Origin of the sequence: Nonomuraea sp. NPDC026600, from assembly GCF_040638335.1 — a bacterium.
GTDB lineage: Bacteria > Actinomycetota > Actinomycetes > Streptosporangiales > Streptosporangiaceae > Nonomuraea.
The window spans coordinates 98,787-113,949 of record NZ_JBEZYD010000036.1; the positions used below are offsets into that span (position 1 = coordinate 98,787).

Sequence of the window (15,163 nt, forward strand, 5' to 3'; positions counted from 1 at the left end):
AACATCCGTCACTTTCGTACAAGGGAGGGATCGTCATGCCCGGCAACAGGGGCGTGTCGTACGACGGTCCAGGCAAGGTCGAGGTACGCGAGACCGACTATCCCGAATTCGAGCTCAAAGACGGCCCGGGCGTCAACCCGGCCAACGTAGGGCGCAAACTACCGCACGCCGCCATCCTCAAAACGGTGGCGACGAACATCTGCGGCAGTGACCAGCACATGGTTCGCGGCCGCACCACGGCCCCACAGGGCCTCATCCTCGGTCACGAGATCACCGGTGAGGTGATCGAAACCGGTTCCGACGTGGAGTTCACCAAGGTCGGCGACCTCGTGTCCGTACCGTTCAACATCGCCTGCGGCCGTTGCCGCAACTGTAAGGAGGGCAAGACCGGCGTCTGCGAGAACGTCAACCCTGACCGGCCCGGTTCGGCGTACGGCTACGTCGACATGGGCGGCTGGGTAGGCGGGCAGGCGGACTACGTCCTGGTGCCGTACGCCGACTGGAACCTGCTCAAGTTCCCGGACAAGGACCGGGCCATGGAGAAGATCCTCGACCTGGCCATGCTCGCGGACATCTTCCCGACGGGGTTCCACGGCTGCGTGAGCGCGGGGGTGAAGCCGGGATCGACCGTCTACATCGCCGGTGCCGGCCCGGTCGGGCTCGCCGCGGCGACCTCGGCGTTCCTGCTCGGTGCCGCCGTGGTCATCGTCGCCGACCTGAACAAGGAGCGGCTGGACCAGGCGCACACCTTCGGCTGCGAGACCATCAACGTGGCCCTGGGTGAGCCGAAGGACCAGATCGAGCACATTCTCGGCGAGCCGGTGGTGGACTGCGCCGTCGACGCCGTCGGGTTCGAGGCGCGCGGTCACGGACACGAGTCGGAGGAGGAGCACCCCGCCACCGTGCTCAACACGCTGATGGACGTCACCCGGGCGGGTGGCGCGCTCGGCATCCCAGGCCTGTACGTCACCGGCGACCCCGGTGCGCGCGAGGAGTCGGCCAAGCACGGTTCGCTGTCCATCCGGATCGGCCTCGGCTGGGCGAAGTCGCACTCCTTCGTCACTGGCCAGTGCCCGGTCATGAAGTACAACCGGCAGCTCATGATGGCGATCCTGAACGACCGGGTGCAGATCGCGAAGAACGTCAACGCCACGGCGATCCCGCTGGACGACGCGCCGCGGGGCTACCACGAGTTCGACGAGGGGGCCGCGCGCAAGTACGTGCTCGACCCGCACGGCATGCTCGCCAGGTCGTCCTAGCGAACGGGTTTCCACTGCGAGCGGTGCGAAGCGCCGCTCGCAGCGCGTCGCCTCAGTCCTCCTGTGTTGACCGCCGGTAAGTAAATTTTTCCCCACATTCGTTGGCGCGGAGGCCGGACGCAACTTACAGTTTCCCGCATGCGTTTTGTCCCCTTTGTCCTAATTCCTCTGGCGTTTATGGTGGGTATGGCCACGCCCGTGTCCGCTGCCATCATGCATGGCTCCGCTGACGGAAGCGGCCATCCGGAGGTGGGGGCCCTCCTCGCCGACAAGCCGCACAGCGACGGTACGTGGAGCTACTGCACCGGCACGCTCATCTCGCCCACCGTCTTCCTCACCGCCGCCCACTGCGGAGAGCGCGGCCAGAAGACCGCCCAGGTCTCCTTCGCCAGCCAGTACCAGCGTGGGGCCAAGACCTACATCGGTCGCTACGTGCCGGATGCGCGCTTCAAGGACAGCTCTGAGCTTCATGACATGGCCGTCGTCATCTTCAAGACGGCCATCCCGGGCATCGAGCCGGCTTCCTTGCCGACCGCGGGGATGCTCAGCCGTCTCAAGGCCGAGAACAAGCTGAAGACGGCGCAGTTCACCCCCGTCGGGTACGGCGCGGTGGGTCGGAAAGAGCGGCATTTCGACTACTCCGACGTCCGCCAGCAGACCTCCATCTCCTTCGAAGCCCTCTCCCGCAAGTGGCTCGACCTGTCGGTGAACCGCTCCAAGGGCGACGGAAGCACCTGCTTCGGCGACTCGGGCGGCCCGAACTTCCTGGGCGGTCCCACCTCGCACCTCCTCATCGCCACCACCGTCAGCGGAGCCGACGACGCCTGCAAGGCGACCAACTTCGACTACCGTCTGGACACCGTCACGGCCCGGCAGTTCCTCGCCAAGTTCGTCACGCTTCCCTGAGGTACGTCGTCGGCTCCGCACTACGTCAGGCGATGGCGCAGGTCGTGCCGCCGAGGGTGAAGGCGGCGGGTTTGCCGGTGTTGCCGCTGTGGGTGGCTTGGAAGCCGAAGTTGGTGGAGGCCCCGGCCGCGATGGTGGCGTTGTAGCTGACGTTCCTGGCGGTGACCTGGCCGCTGGAGGGGGAGATGGTGGCGTTCCAGGCGGAGGTGACCGTCTGTCCGCTGGGGAGGGTGAAGGTCAGGGCCCAGGTGTTGATCGGGGACGCGCTGGTGTTGGTGATGGTGACGGACGTGGTGAAGCCGGTGTTCCAGGTGTTCATGGTGTAGGTGACGCGGCAGGCCCCGGCGGGCGTCGGGGTGGGCGTCGGCGTCGGGGTGCCGGGGGATCCGGCGTCCAGGCCGAAGAACTGGATGACCGCCGCGGCCATGCCGCCCTGCGGAAGGCTGTGCCCGATGCCCTGGAGGCTGACGCCCTCGACGGCGACGTTGGTGCCGGTGCCGCCGTAACGGGTCCGGGTCCAGGTCGACTGCGGGTGGTCGGTGAAGGCAGGGGTCTGGCTGAGCCCGTGGACGTTGGTCCACTGCTTGATCTCTTCCTGGAAGTTCGGGTAGCGGAGCGTGGCGTCTTCGGTGCCGTGCCACAGTTGCATGCGCGGACGCGCTCCGGTGTAGCCGGGGAATGCCCCGCGTACCAGGTCACCCCACTCCTGCGGGGTCTTGATGATGGTGCCGTTGGCGCAGGCGCTGTTCCAGCCGGAGCCGTCGGTGGTGGCGAAGCAGCCGAACGGCACTCCCATGAACGCCGCCCCGGCCTTGAAGACGTCGGGGTAGTCGCCCAGCAGGACGTTCGTCATCATGCCGCCCGAGGACGCGCCGGTCACGTAGACCTGGGCGGGGTCGCCGTTGTTGTGCTGCTCGACATACTTGACCATGGACACGATCCCCACCGGGTCGCTGCCGCCGTCGTGCTTGAGCGCCTGCGGCGAGGAGACGTCGAAGCAGGCTCCGCTCCTGGTCGCGGAGGGGTAGATGACGATGAATCCGTACCTGTCGGCCAGCGAGGCGAACTCGGTGCCGGAGTAGAAGGCGGGCCCGGAGCCCGTGCAGTAGTGCACGGCCACCAGGATCGGCGGCCGGGCCGCGACGTTGTCCGGCACGTACAGGTGCATGCGCAGGCCGCTGGGGTTGGTGCCGAAGTTGGTCACCTCGGTGAGCGAGGCCGGCGACGCCGGCGAGGCCATGGTCAGCCAGGCGATGACGAACATCGCGGCGGCGATCGAGGCGCCGAGCACCCTGGTGGTTATCCTCATCCGCTTCCCGTTCTCTCGATGCGGCCCGAAATATTCGGAGTATTCGCAAAAATATTTCGATCGGCAAGAGTCCACGTGGACCGTAAGATTGGGCGGGCAAGTGACCTGGGAGAGCTCCGTCGGCGAGGTTCTGAAGCTTGAAACTTTCGGAGCGATGGCGGTGCTCGTGACCTCCCTTTAGGACGGTTTGGGATGGAATGCGATGATCAGAGTCGTCCATTGCCGAGCGGATGGGTGAAAGCATGACGGACGATCACGGCCGGAAGGCTCTGCTGGTGAGGGGCGGCTGGGAAGGGCACGCTCCGGTCGCCGCCACCGAGCTGTTTGTTCCCTTCCTGGAAAAGCAGGGGTTCGAGGTGCACCGGGCGGAGTCGCCGGCGCCGTACGCGGATGCCGGGTTCATGGCCGATGTCGATCTCATCGTGCAGTGCTACACGATGGGCACGATCGAGCCGGCGGAGTTCAACGGCCTGCGGGCCGCGATCGAGTCGGGCACCGGGATGGCGGGCTGGCACGGCGGCATCGCCGACTCCTACCGCAACTCCTCCGACTATCTGCATCTCATCGGCGGGCAGTTCGCCTGCCATCCGGGCAAGGATCCGGCCGAGCGGGAAGGCTCGCAGGCCGACAACTTCGTCCCGTACACCGTGAACCTGCTTCCCGAGGCGGGCGATCACCCCATCACGGCGGGCATCGCGGACTTCGGCCTGGTGACCGAGCAGTACTGGGTGCTGACGGACGACTACATCGACGTGCTGGCGACCACGACGCAGAAGGTCCGCCCCTGGGACCCCTGGCATCGGGAGGTCACCTCGCCGGCGATCTGGACCCGGCAATGGGGGAGCGGGCGGATCTTCGTCGCGACCCCCGGGCACAGCATCGACGTCCTGCAGGACGAGAACGTACGCACCATTATCGAAAGGGGCATGCTGTGGGCCAGCCGGTGAACGTGGGCATCGTGGGCTGCGGTGCCATCTCGGCGCAGTATTTCCAGACCATCGACCGGCTGCCGCAGTTGCGGCTGGTGGCCGTGGCCGATCTGGACCTTGACCGGGCACGGGCGGCGGTTCGGCCCTATGCGGGGGTCGACGTGCTGAGCGTGGCGGAGATGATGGCGGACCCGCGCGTCGGCGTCGTGCTCAACCTCACCATTCCCGCCGCCCACGCCGAGATCGCGCTCCAGGCCATCGCGGCCGGCAAGGACGTCTACTGCGAGAAGCCCCTTGCCGCGACGGCCGTGGAGGCCGCGGGGATGCTGCGGGCGGCCGATGCCGCTCAGGTCCGGGTGGGGTGCGCGCCGGACACCGTACTGGGCACCGGTACGCAGACGGCGCGCAAGGCGATCGACGACGGCCTGATCGGCAGACCCGTCGCGGCGACCGCCACGATGATGACGCCCGGCCATGAACGCTGGCATCCGAACCCCGACTTCTACTACGCCCCCGGCGGCGGCCCGCTCCTGGACATGGGCCCCTACTACATCACCAGCCTGGTGACGCTGCTCGGGCCGGTGGCGACGGTCATCGGCGCCGCCAGCCGTACGCGGGCCAAGCGCACCATCGGCTCGGGCTCCCGCCAGGGCGAGGAGATCCCGGTGACGGTGGACACGCACGTCTCCGGAGTGCTCGTCCACACCTCGGGAGCGCTGTCCACGCTGGTGATGAGCTTCGACGGGACGGCGACCAAGGCGCCCAACATCGAAGTACACGGTGAGGCGGGCTCGCTCGTCGTCCCCGACCCCAACTATTTCGAGGGATCCGTCCTGTTCTCGAAGGGGCGGGAGGACGGCTGGCAGACGCTTCCGGCGGCGGCCGGTTACGTCGGGGCCGGGCGCGGAGTGGGCCTGGCCGACTTCGCGTCGACCCCCGCGGGCGAGGAGCCTCGTACGAGTGGAACGCTGGCGTACCACGTGCTCGACGTCATGGAGTCGCTGCTGACCTCGGCACATTCCGGCGCGGCGGCGAACATCACCAGCACCTGCGAACGGCCCCCGCCGGTGGACCTGACCGAGCCTTCGCAGAATATCGACTCGATGTAAAGGTCCGTTGTCGGCGAACTTTTCCGAGTAAATTAAGCAAGATCTGCTTCTGCGTTAGGCGGCATTTCGCTTCATCGTTGGACCGTCAGGTGAACCTTGGCAAGAGAAGAGGTCCTCATGGTCAGACGATTACTCGTGCCGTTAGCCTCCGCCGTCCTCTCCCTGATCGCCGTCCTCGGATTCGCCCTACCAGCCTACGCGGTGACTCTGGAGCAGAAGCTCGCCGCACTCTCCGGATTCTCCCAGCCCACCGCCGCCAGCGCCGCCTCCTGGCGGGCCGCCTGGCAGAACCAGGCGGCATGGGCCGACTACGCCTTCGACTGGTCCACCGACCTGTGCTCCAGCAGCCCCGACCAGCCACTCGGCTTCGATTTCCGGATGCCCTGCCGGCGACACGATTTCGGTTATCGAAACTACAAGGCCGTGAGCCAATTCCCGGCGAACAAGGATCGCATCGACAGCGCATTCTATTTCGATATGAAGCAGGTGTGCGCCGGATACTCGGGTCTGTCCAAGTCCACCTGTGACGGTCTCGCCTGGACGTACTACCAGGCGGTCAAGCAGTTCGGTGACCTCGTCGTCACGGACGCGCAGATCCAGCGAGTGAAGCGGGACGCCGAGCTGAACGCCCAGAACGCCGGCGCGTGAACTGAACGAACAAGGCGGGGATGTATTCAATGCATCCCCGCCTTGTTCGTTTTTATGGTGGAGGTTCTGCTGGTGACAGGAGCCATCGTCTGGGCCCGGCTCGGCCGGTTCCGGTACACGCTCACGCTGCGGCGTGGGCCCGGAAGCCGGCCTTTCGCCACACCTTGAACAGGCGTCTGGCGGAGCCGCCTATCGGGCCGACCGCCTCGTAGAGCACCTCTCGCGAGACGGGTTCGGCCGTTTCCACGGCGGTCACCGCGTCGTCCGCGGAGCTGATCGTGTGCGTGCAGACGCTCAACAGGTAATCGGGGATCTGCAGGCGCGGGTCCGTGCAGCCGACCAGCGGGACGCCCACCGCGGCGACGACCGGGAAAACGGTCCCGGGTATGCCGATGGCGGCTTCGGCCCGTGCCGACGCCTGGACCGACGGGACCGCGCTGATCTCGTACCGTTCCCACAGCGAGCGGTCCTCGCGCGGGTGCAGCCCGACCAGGATGTGCTTGCCGGCCGCCGCGAGACGTTCCGCGGCGGCGAGCAGCAGGTCCGTGCCGGGGGCGGAACCGCCGGTGCCGCTGGACTTGGTCACGCTGGTGAGCACCAGTACGGTGCCCTCCTCCGGAACATGCCTGGGCAGGTCGTCGGTCTGCGGCGTGCCCACGACCGTGATCGGGCGGCGCGTGCCCAGGTAGTCGTCGAACACCTTCGCCTCGGCCGGCGACGACGCGGTGATCGCCCGAAGCCGCTCGCGGAACTCCTTCGCGCGGGGCGCCTCGACGGGCAGTTGGTAGGCCAGCGAGCCGGCGACCAGCGGCAGGTGGCGCAGCCGCGCGGCGCAGTCGGCGGGCCAGTCCCCGGCGCCGGTCACCACGAGCAGGTCGCCGCGCGGGTTCTCGTCAGGTGTCGCGACCGGGACTGGATCACCCGGCTTTATCCCCGATCGGTCGGGCACCAGCTGCACGACCTCCCATCCCAGGCGCCGCGCCTCGGGCAGCAGTGGTGCCGCGTGATAGGTGCCCCACGGCTCGTTCGTGGCGATCAGTACCCGGCCGGCTGGCCGAGCCGCCGCTTGGGCGGCGGTACCGCCCAATACGGTGAGCCCGACCCCGGACAGCGCACCGGCGAGCAGGGACCGCCGGGACAGGTCATTGAATCCCATGGTCTCGAAATCTATGGGGCGGTTGTGAACGGAGGTGGTCGTTGAGGAGAACGAAGCGCCGGGCCGAGGCGCTCGGATAGCTTTTATCGTTGAAGTAGCAGAAAGGCGAGGAACGGGTGGCGGGAGCGGAGCGGCCCAGCGCGATCGGGCAGGCGCTGCTGGCGATCAGTGACCAGTGGACCTTGCTGATCCTGCAGCGGGCCTTCCTCCTGCACGTCCGGCGCTTCGCCGACTGGCGGGACGAGCTGGGCATGTCCGAGTCGGTGCTGGCCAACCGGCTCAAGGAGCTGGTCGCGGGGGAGCTGCTGCGGCCGGTCCCCTACCGTGAGCAAGGCCGTACCCGCACCGAATACCTCCTGACCGAGCGCGCGGTCGAGCTGTGGCCGATGCTGGTGGAGATCTGGTCATGGGAACGCAGGTGGGTGCCGCGCCGCCAAGGGCTGCCGGAGTTGACGCACGACACGTGCGGCAACCGTACCGACGTGGAGCTGGGCTGTGCGAGCTGTGGCCAGGCGCCGGTCGCCGCCCGTGACACCGGGACCGTGCGGGGCGCGGCCACCTTCGCCCAGGTGACGGTGCCGCGCCATCACCGCAGAACCGTTCGTGGTGATGGCGAGCGCGATCCGCTGTCGTACTTCCCCGAGACGTTCGAGCTGCTGGGCGACCGCTGGAGCACGGTGATCCTCGCGGCCGCCTTCCTCGGTACGCGGCGCTTCGCCGACTTCCAGGCGGAGCTCGGCGTGGCCCCGTCGGTGCTGTCCAACCGGCTGCGTCTCTTCACGGAGCTGGGAGTGCTGGCCGTGGAAGAGCCCGGGACGCGGCCCCGGTACCGGCTGACCGACAAGGGCCTGGACTTCTTCGGGGTCTTCGCGTTCATCGTCGACTGGGCGCAGACGTGGTACACCGGCCCGCCGGACACCGACCTGCGCGTCACCCATCGCGCGTGCGGTCAGCCGTTCCGCCCGCATCTACGGTGCCGGTCGTGCGGGCAGGCGCTCAACCGTACGGAGGTGCACTTCGTCATCCCCGAGCGGGCGCGGATCACAGCTTCAACTCCCTCTTGAGCACCTTGCCGACGGGGTTCCGGGGCAGTGCCTCGACGATCTCCAGCCGCTCCGGGAGCTTGTACGAGGCGATGCCCTTGTCCCTGAGGAAGGCGACGACCGACTCGAGGTCGATCTCCCCGTTGGAGACGGGGACCACGACCGCGCAGACCTTCTCGCCGAGCACGTCGTCGGGGTAGCCGGCGACCGCCGCCTCGGCGACCGAAGGGTGCCCGGCGAGCAGGGCTTCCAGCTCGGCGGGGGCGATGTTCATGCCGCCGCGGATGATGATGTCCCTGGCGCGGTCGACATAGCGCAGGTACTGGCCCCGGTCGCCGGCGATCTCGAAGATGTCGCCGGTCTTGAGGTAGCCGTCCTCGTCGAACGGGTCCGCCTCGGCCGTGCCGGGCAGGTAGCCCGCGAAGACCGTGGGACCGGTCAGCCGCAGCTCGCCGGGGATCCCCGGCTCGGTGATCTCCTCCCCGCCCGGAGTGACCAGCTTGGTGCGCACGGGGTCGAGTAACTCCGGCGCTCCTGGCGCTCCGGGGCGGGGGAAGAAGCGGGCGCGTACCTCCGGGTCGGGCATGTGCGCGGGGTCCGACAGCAGGGCGATGCCCTCGTTGGAGCCGAAGAAGTTGATGATCGCGATGCCGTGCCGGTCCTGCCAGCCGCGCACCATCGGCGGTGGCAGCGGGACGGAGCCCGAGCCGATGCGGGTGAGCGAGGAGATGTCGGCCTTGGCGAGGATCGCCTCCTGGTGCAGCAGCAGGGTGAGCAGCGCGGGCGGGGCCAGGGTGTAGGTGACCCGCTCGGCCGCGATCTGGGCCAGGTAGGTGGGCAGGTCGAAGGGGTGGTGCTGGACCAGCACCGCGCCGACCCGCAGCCATGGCAGGAAGACGCCGCCGATCCCGGCCATGTTCACCATCGGGAAGGGGTTGAGGATCACGTCCTGGCCGGTGAGCGCGGGCGCCGCCGTGCAGATCGCCTCGACCGCGAGCCAGTCGTAGTGGCACCTCGGCACGCCCTTGGGAGTGGCCTCGGTGCCGGAGGTCCAGCAGATCGTCACCCGCTCGGCGGGGTCGGCCACCCGCTGCGGCGCCTCGGCGCCGGTCACGCCCTCCAGGTCGCCCGGCCACGACAGCGTGGGCGTGCCCTCCGGCGCTCTGGACTCCCGGCCGGTGATGAGCAGCCCGGCGCCGGACAGGGGCAGCAACTGGGCCAGCTCGTACTCGCGGTACTGCACGGGGAAGGGCGTGACGGTCGCGCCGAGCCGGACGATCGCCAGGAAGCTCACCGCCAGCTCGACGCTGTTGGGCAGCTGTACGGCCACCACGTCGCCGGGGCCGATCCCACGCGCGCGCAGCACGCCGGCGACCCGGTCCACCTCTGCGCCGAGCTGCCTCCAGGTCAGCCGCTTCACCGGACCGTCGAGCTTGTTGAGGGGGTCCACGATCGCTGTGTCGCCCGGCCGGGCTGCCACCTGCGTCGTGAGGAGCTGGTCAATCGTGTCACCGGTCCACCAGCCCTTGGCGGTGTAGCGGGCGATCCGGTCGGCGGAATGCGTCATCGCGACTCCCGTGGGGGTGATGGCCCCAACAATACGCCGTCAATTGACTCCTGACTTCGCTTATCGTAGCTTCCAGATATGGCCGAAAGTATCGTGATGGCGGATGAATCCGGCGAGTTAAACCCGTACCTGCTGGGCATCTACGCACCGGTCCAGGACGAGGTCACCGCGGACGAGCTCACGGTGATCGGGCAGATCCCCGCGGACCTCAACGGCGTCTACCTGCGCAACGGGCCCAACGCCCGCTTCCCGGTCAAGGGGCGCTACCACTGGTTCGACGGCGACGGCATGGTGCACGCCGTGCACTTCGAGAACGGCCGGGCCCGCTACCGCAACCGCTGGGTGCGTACCAGGGCCTTCGAGGCCGAGTCCGCCGCCGGCCAGGCGCTCTGGACCGGCGTGATGGAGAACCCGAAGGGCAACCCGTTCGGCAACGCGCGCGGCCTGCCCTTCAAGGACACGGCCAACACCGATGTGATCTTCCATCGGGGCAAGGTGCTGGCCTCGTGGTATCTGTGCGGCGCGCCGTACAGTCTGGACCCGCTCTCACTGGAGACGCTCGGCGCCGGCACCTTCCTCGACACGCTCAACGGTGACTTCATGGCGCATCCCAAGGTGGACGAGCGCACCGGTGAGCTGTTCTGGTTCGACTACGGGCCGCGCCCGCCGTACCTGCGCTACGGCGTGGTCGGACCCGGTGGCGGCGTGGAGCACTGCGTGGAGCTGGACCTGCCGGGGGCGCGGCTGCCGCACGACATGGCGATCACGCGCGACCACGCGATCCTCATGGACCTGCCGCTCTACCAGGACCCCGACGCCGCCCGGCAGGGGCGCTACAAGCTGACCTTCGACCGGGAGCTGCCCGCGCGCTTCGGTGTGATCCCGCGGCGCGGTCGGGCGGACGAGATCCGCTGGTTCGAGGCGAAGCCGTGCTACATCTACCACGTCGTCAACGCCTGGGAGGAGGGCGATGAGATCACCCTGGACGTCTGCCGGGTCTCGCGCCCGACGCCTTCCACGACCGGCTCGCCGCTGGCGCGGATGATCTCCTATCTCAAGCTCGACGCGCGGATGTACCGCTACCGCTTCGACCTGCGGACGGGACGCACGTCGGAGGGGTACGTGGACGCCGACCAGAACACCGAGTTCCCCTCGATCGACGCGCGCTCCACCGGATACCCCACGCGGTACGCCTACAACGTCACCGTCGCCGACGCCGAGACCAATCTCTTCGACGGCCTGGTCCGCTACGACAACGTCACCGGCGCCAAGGAGACCTACCGCTACGGCCCCGGCCGATACGGCAGCGAGGCGCCCTTCGCCCCGCGCGACGGCTCGACCGCCGAGGACGACGGCTACCTGGTCAGCTTCGTCACCGACGAGCGGGAAGGCCGCTCCGAGGTGCAGGTCCTGCACGCCGCCCGGCTCTCGGACGGTCCGATCGCCCGGGTGCTGCTGCCGCAGCGGGTCCCGCTCGGCTTCCACGCCACCTGGGTACGGGCGGAGCAACTGCGGTGAGCCCTTCGCTCAGCGTGTCTCTTGGGTTGTGGCAGGACCGGCCCGCGGAGGAGGCCCTGCTGACGGCCCGGGCCGCTGACGAATTGGGCTATCCGTCGCTGTGGATCGGGGAGATGGCCACGTACGACGCCTTCGCGCTGGCCACCGCCATCGGGCTGGCCACCACGCGGATCCGGCTCACCATCGGGCCGCTGGCGGTGGCCGTACGCGATCCGATGATGATCGCCATGGGGGCGGCCTCGGTCGCCGGGCTGACCGGGCGGCAGGTGGATGTCGCCGTGGGCACCTCCAGCCCGCTCGTCGTGGAGGGGTGGCACGGGCGGTCGCGCGCTCGATCCGCGACCGCGTTGCGTGAGGCCGTCGAGGCCCTCCGCCCGTTGCTGGACGGCGAGCGCTCCGACTTCGCCGGCTCGTCCGTGGCGAGCAGCGGCTACCGGCTCCGCCTGCCCGCCCCGCGGTCGCGGCTGTCCGTCGCGGCCTTCGGGCCGACGGCCGTCCGGACCGCCGCCTTGGCCGATCGCATGGTGCTCAACCTGATCACGCCCGCCTCTGCCGGGCGGCTGGTCGCTCAGTTGCGTGCGGTGAACCCGGCCACGTCCGTGACCGCCTGGGTCACCGCTGCGGTGGACCCCGACCGCGAGGCCATCGATCGGATCCGCCGGGCCGTCGTCGGGTATCTGCCCGCTCCGGGGTACGGCGAAATGTTCGCCGAGGCCGGGTTTGCCGACGTCGTCGAATTCGCGCGTACCCGGCCGCATCCGCGGGAGTTGCTCGCCGCCGTGCCTGATGAGCTGGTCGCCTCGGTCGCGCTGCTCGGCGATGTGGATACGGTCGGCGCGCGGTTGCCCGCTTATGCCGAGGCCGGGGTGGATGAGGTCGCTCTGGTACCGGTGAGCACGGACCGCGACCCCGGCGGCGCTGTCACGCTAAAGGCTTTGGGCGGCTGATTCACCGCACGGACGCACCTAGGCGATCGGGCCGGGTTCTTCTATGTTCGGTCTGACCGTACGCCTCCCAAGGAGATGTTCACTGTGAAGAGACTTCTCGAAGGAACTCCGTTACGCGCCGGTGTCGTCGCGGCCGTCGCGCTGGCCGGTGGGCTGCTGGGCGCTGCCCCCGCTGCCGCAGTGGCCGGCGAGCGTACCGTCGTTTCGGTGGTGCAGACGGCCGCCGTGGCGCGCCCGAGTAACGGCAAGATCCTTTACCACGGCCTCGGTGGCGGGCTGGGGACTCTCAAGATCAAGAACGGCACGTCGAGGGACGGCGTCGTCACGCTGGTCAAGGGCAAGACCAAGGCGGTCAGCATCTACGTTCGCGCCAGATCCACTGCTAGCGTCAAGGACGTCAGGGACGGGACGTACCGGGTCTACTTCACCACCGGCTCCCGGTTCAGCACGTCGAAGGGCCGGTTCAGCCGGAGCGCCGTTTACCAGCGTTTCAACGATCGGCTGAAGTTCACCACGACCGCTACCTCGGCGCGCGTCTGGACCCTGACCCTCAATCCGGTCAGGGGAGGCAACGCGCGGACCAGTTCCATCAATCCCAAGGATTTCCCGGCTTAACTGCGGTAGATAGTCAGGGACCGTAACTTGCCCCCGGTTTTGATGTGAAAAGTCACTGCTGGGGGCAAAGAGTTTCCAGCGAGTGTTCTCCTGTTCCTGCTGCCGGCGGAAGGGTGACCGTTATGGGGGATATCGGAGCCAGGAACCATGTGGTGGTGAGCGGCCGTACGGACGGGCCGACGGTGATGTTGTCCCACGGGTTCGGCTGTGATCAGAACCTGTGGCGTCTGGTGGCGCCGGCGCTGGCCCGTGATTTCCGGGTGGTGCTGTTCGATCACGTGGGGGCGGGCCGGTCCGATCTGTCGGCCTGGGGGCCGGAGCGCTACGCCACGCTGGACGACTACGCCGACGACATCCTGCGGATCTGCCGGGAGCTGGACCTTTCGGACGTGGTCTTCGTCGGCCACTCGGTCAGCGCGATGATGGGCGTGCTGGCCGCGATCCAGGAGCCGCAGCGGTTCGCCAAGCTGGTGCTGCTGGTCCCCTCGCCCTGCTACATCGACGACGAGGGTTACCGGGGCGGGTTCAGCCGGGACGACATCGACGAGCTGCTGGAGTCGCTGGACAGCAACTATCTGGGCTGGTCCGCGGCGATGGCGCCGGTGATCATGGGCAATCCGGACCGTCCCGAGCTGGGTGCGGAGCTGGCCAACAGCTTCTGCCGTACCGATCCGCTGATCGCGCGGGCGTTCGCCCGGCTGACGTTCCTGTCGGATCACCGGGCCGAGCTGGCCAAGGTGAGTGTGCCGACGCTGGTGGTCGAGTGCGTGGCGGACGTGATCGCGCCCCGCGAGGTCGGCGCGTTCGTCCATGCCCAGATCGAGGGGAGCCGGCTCGTCACGCTGCCCGCGACCGGTCACTGCCCGCAGCTCAGCGCCCCGGAGGTCACGATCGAGGCGATCGCCTCCTTCGCCGCTCGGTGATGAACGCGCCCGGACCCGGCGATCGGAGGGAGGTGGTGGTGTTCCCCTCGCTGCTGGAGGACAGCGCCGAAGACCTGTACGAGAACGCGCCCTGCGGTTACCTGTCCACGCTCCTGGACGGCCAGATCGCCAAGGTCAACGCCACGCTGCTGGGCTGGCTCGGCTACGCCCGCGAGGACCTCGTCGGCCGCCGAACCTTCTCCGACCTGCTCACCGTCGGCGGCCGGTTGTACCACGAGACCCATTTCGCGCCGCTGCTGAGGATGCAGGGCGAGATCGGCGGCGTGGCCCTGGAGCTGCGGACCGCCGACGGCAGCAGACTGCCGGTGCTGGTCACCTCCAAGGTCAAGCCCGGCGCCGACGGACGGCCCCAGCTCATCCGCACCACGATCTTCGACGCCTCCGACCGCCGCGCCTACGAACGCGAGCTGCTGCGGGCCCGTCAGGAGGCCGAGCTGGACCGCGAACGGCTCCAACGGCTGGTCAGGACCCTGCAGCACAGCCTGTTGCCGTCCTCGCTGCCGCAGGTGCCCGGCCTGCGGGCCGCCGCCCACTACCACGTCGCCTCCCGAGACGAGGTCGGCGGCGACTTCTACGACCTGTTCCCGCTGGCATCCGAGCGGTGGGGCTTCTTCCTGGGGGATGTGTGCGGCAAAGGCGCTGGGGCCGCGACGGTGACCTCGTTGATCCGCTACACCCTGCGCGCGGCCGCGGTCTACGACTCCGACCCGGTGACCGTACTGGACACTCTCAACACCGCCCTGCACCAGGAATACCACGCTGACGACCCCCGCTACTGCACCGCGATCTTCGGCATTCTCGCCCCCGACGGCGACGGCTTCTCCATCACGCTGGCCAGCGGCGGCCACCCTCCGTGCCTGCTGCTGCGCGCCGACGGCACCGCCGACTACCAGACCACCCCGAACGGCCTGCTCATCGGCATCCTGCCCAGCGCCACGTTCACCTCCAGAGTGATCCACCTGGGACCGGGTGACACGCTGCTGCTGTACACCGACGGTTTGACCGAGGCCCGTACCGGCACCACCGGCACCCCCGACGGCCGCTACGGAGACGAAGCCCTGCGTGCCTTCGCCACGCGCCTCGCCCCCACCACCGCGAGCGCGGCCGTCGCCGCCCTGGCCGGCCTGCTCGAAGGCTTCGGCGCCGGTCTGGACGACGACACCGCCATCCTCGCGCTCAGCGTCCCTTCGCCCGATAAAGAGGTGCTCTGACC

14 protein-coding genes are annotated in these 15,163 nt (G+C 68.7%); 11 read left to right on the forward strand and 3 right to left on the reverse strand.

Features of this window, described 5'->3' with window-relative positions:
• Positions 1 to 35 precede the first annotated feature (35 nt).
• Entirely contained in the window at positions 36 to 1,259 is a 1,224-nt protein-coding gene (gene fdhA, locus AB0F17_RS50810; RefSeq protein ID WP_358039373.1) for a formaldehyde dehydrogenase, glutathione-independent, read from the forward strand.
• Positions 1,260 to 1,472: 213 nt separating this feature from the next.
• A complete protein-coding gene (locus tag AB0F17_RS50815) occupies positions 1,473 to 2,165 on the forward strand; it encodes a trypsin-like serine protease (RefSeq protein WP_358039376.1) in 693 nt (230 codons plus the stop codon).
• Between the two features lie 25 nt (positions 2,166 to 2,190).
• Here AB0F17_RS50815 and AB0F17_RS50820 read toward each other — a convergent pair whose 3' ends face one another.
• On the reverse strand, positions 2,191 to 3,474 hold the full coding sequence (locus AB0F17_RS50820) for a PHB depolymerase family esterase (protein ID WP_358039379.1): 1,284 nt from the start codon (positions 3,472 to 3,474) through the stop codon (positions 2,191 to 2,193).
• Positions 3,475 to 3,716: 242 nt separating this feature from the next.
• Between AB0F17_RS50820 and AB0F17_RS50825 the strand changes: the two genes are divergently transcribed.
• From AB0F17_RS50825 to AB0F17_RS50835, 3 genes are all read left to right on the forward strand, one after another.
• Entirely contained in the window at positions 3,717 to 4,421 is a 705-nt protein-coding gene (locus tag AB0F17_RS50825; RefSeq protein ID WP_358039382.1) for a ThuA domain-containing protein, read from the forward strand.
• Positions 4,406 to 5,512 carry a Gfo/Idh/MocA family oxidoreductase gene (locus tag AB0F17_RS50830; RefSeq protein ID WP_358039385.1) on the forward strand — a complete coding sequence of 369 codons (1,107 nt, stop codon included), beginning with the start codon at positions 4,406 to 4,408 and terminating at the stop codon, positions 5,510 to 5,512. The genes AB0F17_RS50825 and AB0F17_RS50830 overlap by 16 nt, the downstream gene beginning before the upstream one ends.
• A 135-nt stretch (positions 5,513 to 5,647) precedes the next feature.
• A complete protein-coding gene (locus AB0F17_RS50835; protein ID WP_358039388.1) occupies positions 5,648 to 6,160 on the forward strand; it encodes a phospholipase in 513 nt (170 codons plus the stop codon).
• Between the two features lie 121 nt (positions 6,161 to 6,281).
• Here the strand turns inward: AB0F17_RS50835 and AB0F17_RS50840 are convergent, their stop codons facing one another.
• Positions 6,282 to 7,316: a hypothetical protein gene (locus AB0F17_RS50840; RefSeq protein ID WP_358039391.1), complete on the reverse strand. Its 1,035-nt coding sequence runs from the start codon at positions 7,314 to 7,316 to the stop codon at positions 6,282 to 6,284.
• A 116-nt stretch (positions 7,317 to 7,432) separates the two neighbouring features.
• Between AB0F17_RS50840 and AB0F17_RS50845 the strand changes: the two genes are divergently transcribed.
• Positions 7,433 to 8,380 (forward strand): helix-turn-helix domain-containing protein, encoded by a 948-nt coding sequence (locus tag AB0F17_RS50845; RefSeq protein ID WP_358039394.1) that lies wholly within the window; start codon positions 7,433 to 7,435, stop codon positions 8,378 to 8,380.
• Here the strand turns inward: AB0F17_RS50845 and AB0F17_RS50850 are convergent.
• Positions 8,358 to 9,926 (reverse strand): class I adenylate-forming enzyme family protein, encoded by a 1,569-nt coding sequence (locus tag AB0F17_RS50850; RefSeq protein WP_358039397.1) that lies wholly within the window; start codon positions 9,924 to 9,926, stop codon positions 8,358 to 8,360. The genes AB0F17_RS50845 and AB0F17_RS50850 overlap by 23 nt on opposite strands.
• Positions 9,927 to 10,004: 78 nt before the next feature.
• On the opposite strand from AB0F17_RS50850, the gene AB0F17_RS50855 reads away from it, so the two are divergent.
• The 5 genes from AB0F17_RS50855 to AB0F17_RS50875 all read left to right on the forward strand — a co-directional run bounded on the left by AB0F17_RS50855 (position 10,005) and on the right by AB0F17_RS50875 (position 15,161).
• Entirely contained in the window at positions 10,005 to 11,444 is a 1,440-nt protein-coding gene (locus tag AB0F17_RS50855; RefSeq protein WP_358039399.1) for a carotenoid oxygenase family protein, read from the forward strand.
• Positions 11,441 to 12,391, forward strand: coding sequence for an LLM class F420-dependent oxidoreductase (locus tag AB0F17_RS50860; RefSeq protein WP_358039402.1), 951 nt, complete (start codon positions 11,441 to 11,443; stop codon positions 12,389 to 12,391). The genes AB0F17_RS50855 and AB0F17_RS50860 overlap by 4 nt, the downstream gene beginning before the upstream one ends.
• Before the next feature lie 84 nt (positions 12,392 to 12,475).
• Positions 12,476 to 13,006 (forward strand): hypothetical protein, encoded by a 531-nt coding sequence (locus AB0F17_RS50865; protein ID WP_358039405.1) that lies wholly within the window; start codon positions 12,476 to 12,478, stop codon positions 13,004 to 13,006.
• Positions 13,007 to 13,128: 122 nt separating this feature from the next.
• Positions 13,129 to 13,929: an alpha/beta hydrolase gene (locus tag AB0F17_RS50870; protein ID WP_358039408.1), complete on the forward strand. Its 801-nt coding sequence runs from the start codon at positions 13,129 to 13,131 to the stop codon at positions 13,927 to 13,929.
• A gap of 38 nt (positions 13,930 to 13,967) precedes the next feature.
• Positions 13,968 to 15,161 carry a SpoIIE family protein phosphatase gene (locus tag AB0F17_RS50875; protein WP_358039411.1) on the forward strand — a complete coding sequence of 398 codons (1,194 nt, stop codon included), beginning with the start codon at positions 13,968 to 13,970 and terminating at the stop codon, positions 15,159 to 15,161.
• Positions 15,162 to 15,163 lie beyond the last annotated feature (2 nt).

What these genes read in the sequence shown, in the direction of transcription:
- fdhA (WP_358039373.1), top strand. Translation starts at nt 36, where the DNA reads ATGCCCGGCAACAGGGGCGTGTCGTACGACGGTCCAGGCAAGGTCGAG.
- AB0F17_RS50815 (WP_358039376.1), top strand. Translation starts at nt 1,473, where the DNA reads ATGCATGGCTCCGCTGACGGAAGCGGCCATCCGGAGGTGGGGGCCCTC.
- AB0F17_RS50820 (WP_358039379.1), bottom strand. Translation starts at nt 3,474, where the DNA reads ATGAGGATAACCACCAGGGTGCTCGGCGCCTCGATCGCCGCCGCGATG.
- AB0F17_RS50825 (WP_358039382.1), top strand. Translation starts at nt 3,717, where the DNA reads ATGACGGACGATCACGGCCGGAAGGCTCTGCTGGTGAGGGGCGGCTGG.
- AB0F17_RS50840 (WP_358039391.1), bottom strand. Translation starts at nt 7,316, where the DNA reads ATGGGATTCAATGACCTGTCCCGGCGGTCCCTGCTCGCCGGTGCGCTG.
- AB0F17_RS50850 (WP_358039397.1), bottom strand. Translation starts at nt 9,926, where the DNA reads ATGACGCATTCCGCCGACCGGATCGCCCGCTACACCGCCAAGGGCTGG.
- AB0F17_RS50855 (WP_358039399.1), top strand. Translation starts at nt 10,005, where the DNA reads ATGGCCGAAAGTATCGTGATGGCGGATGAATCCGGCGAGTTAAACCCG.
- AB0F17_RS50870 (WP_358039408.1), top strand. Translation starts at nt 13,129, where the DNA reads ATGGGGGATATCGGAGCCAGGAACCATGTGGTGGTGAGCGGCCGTACG.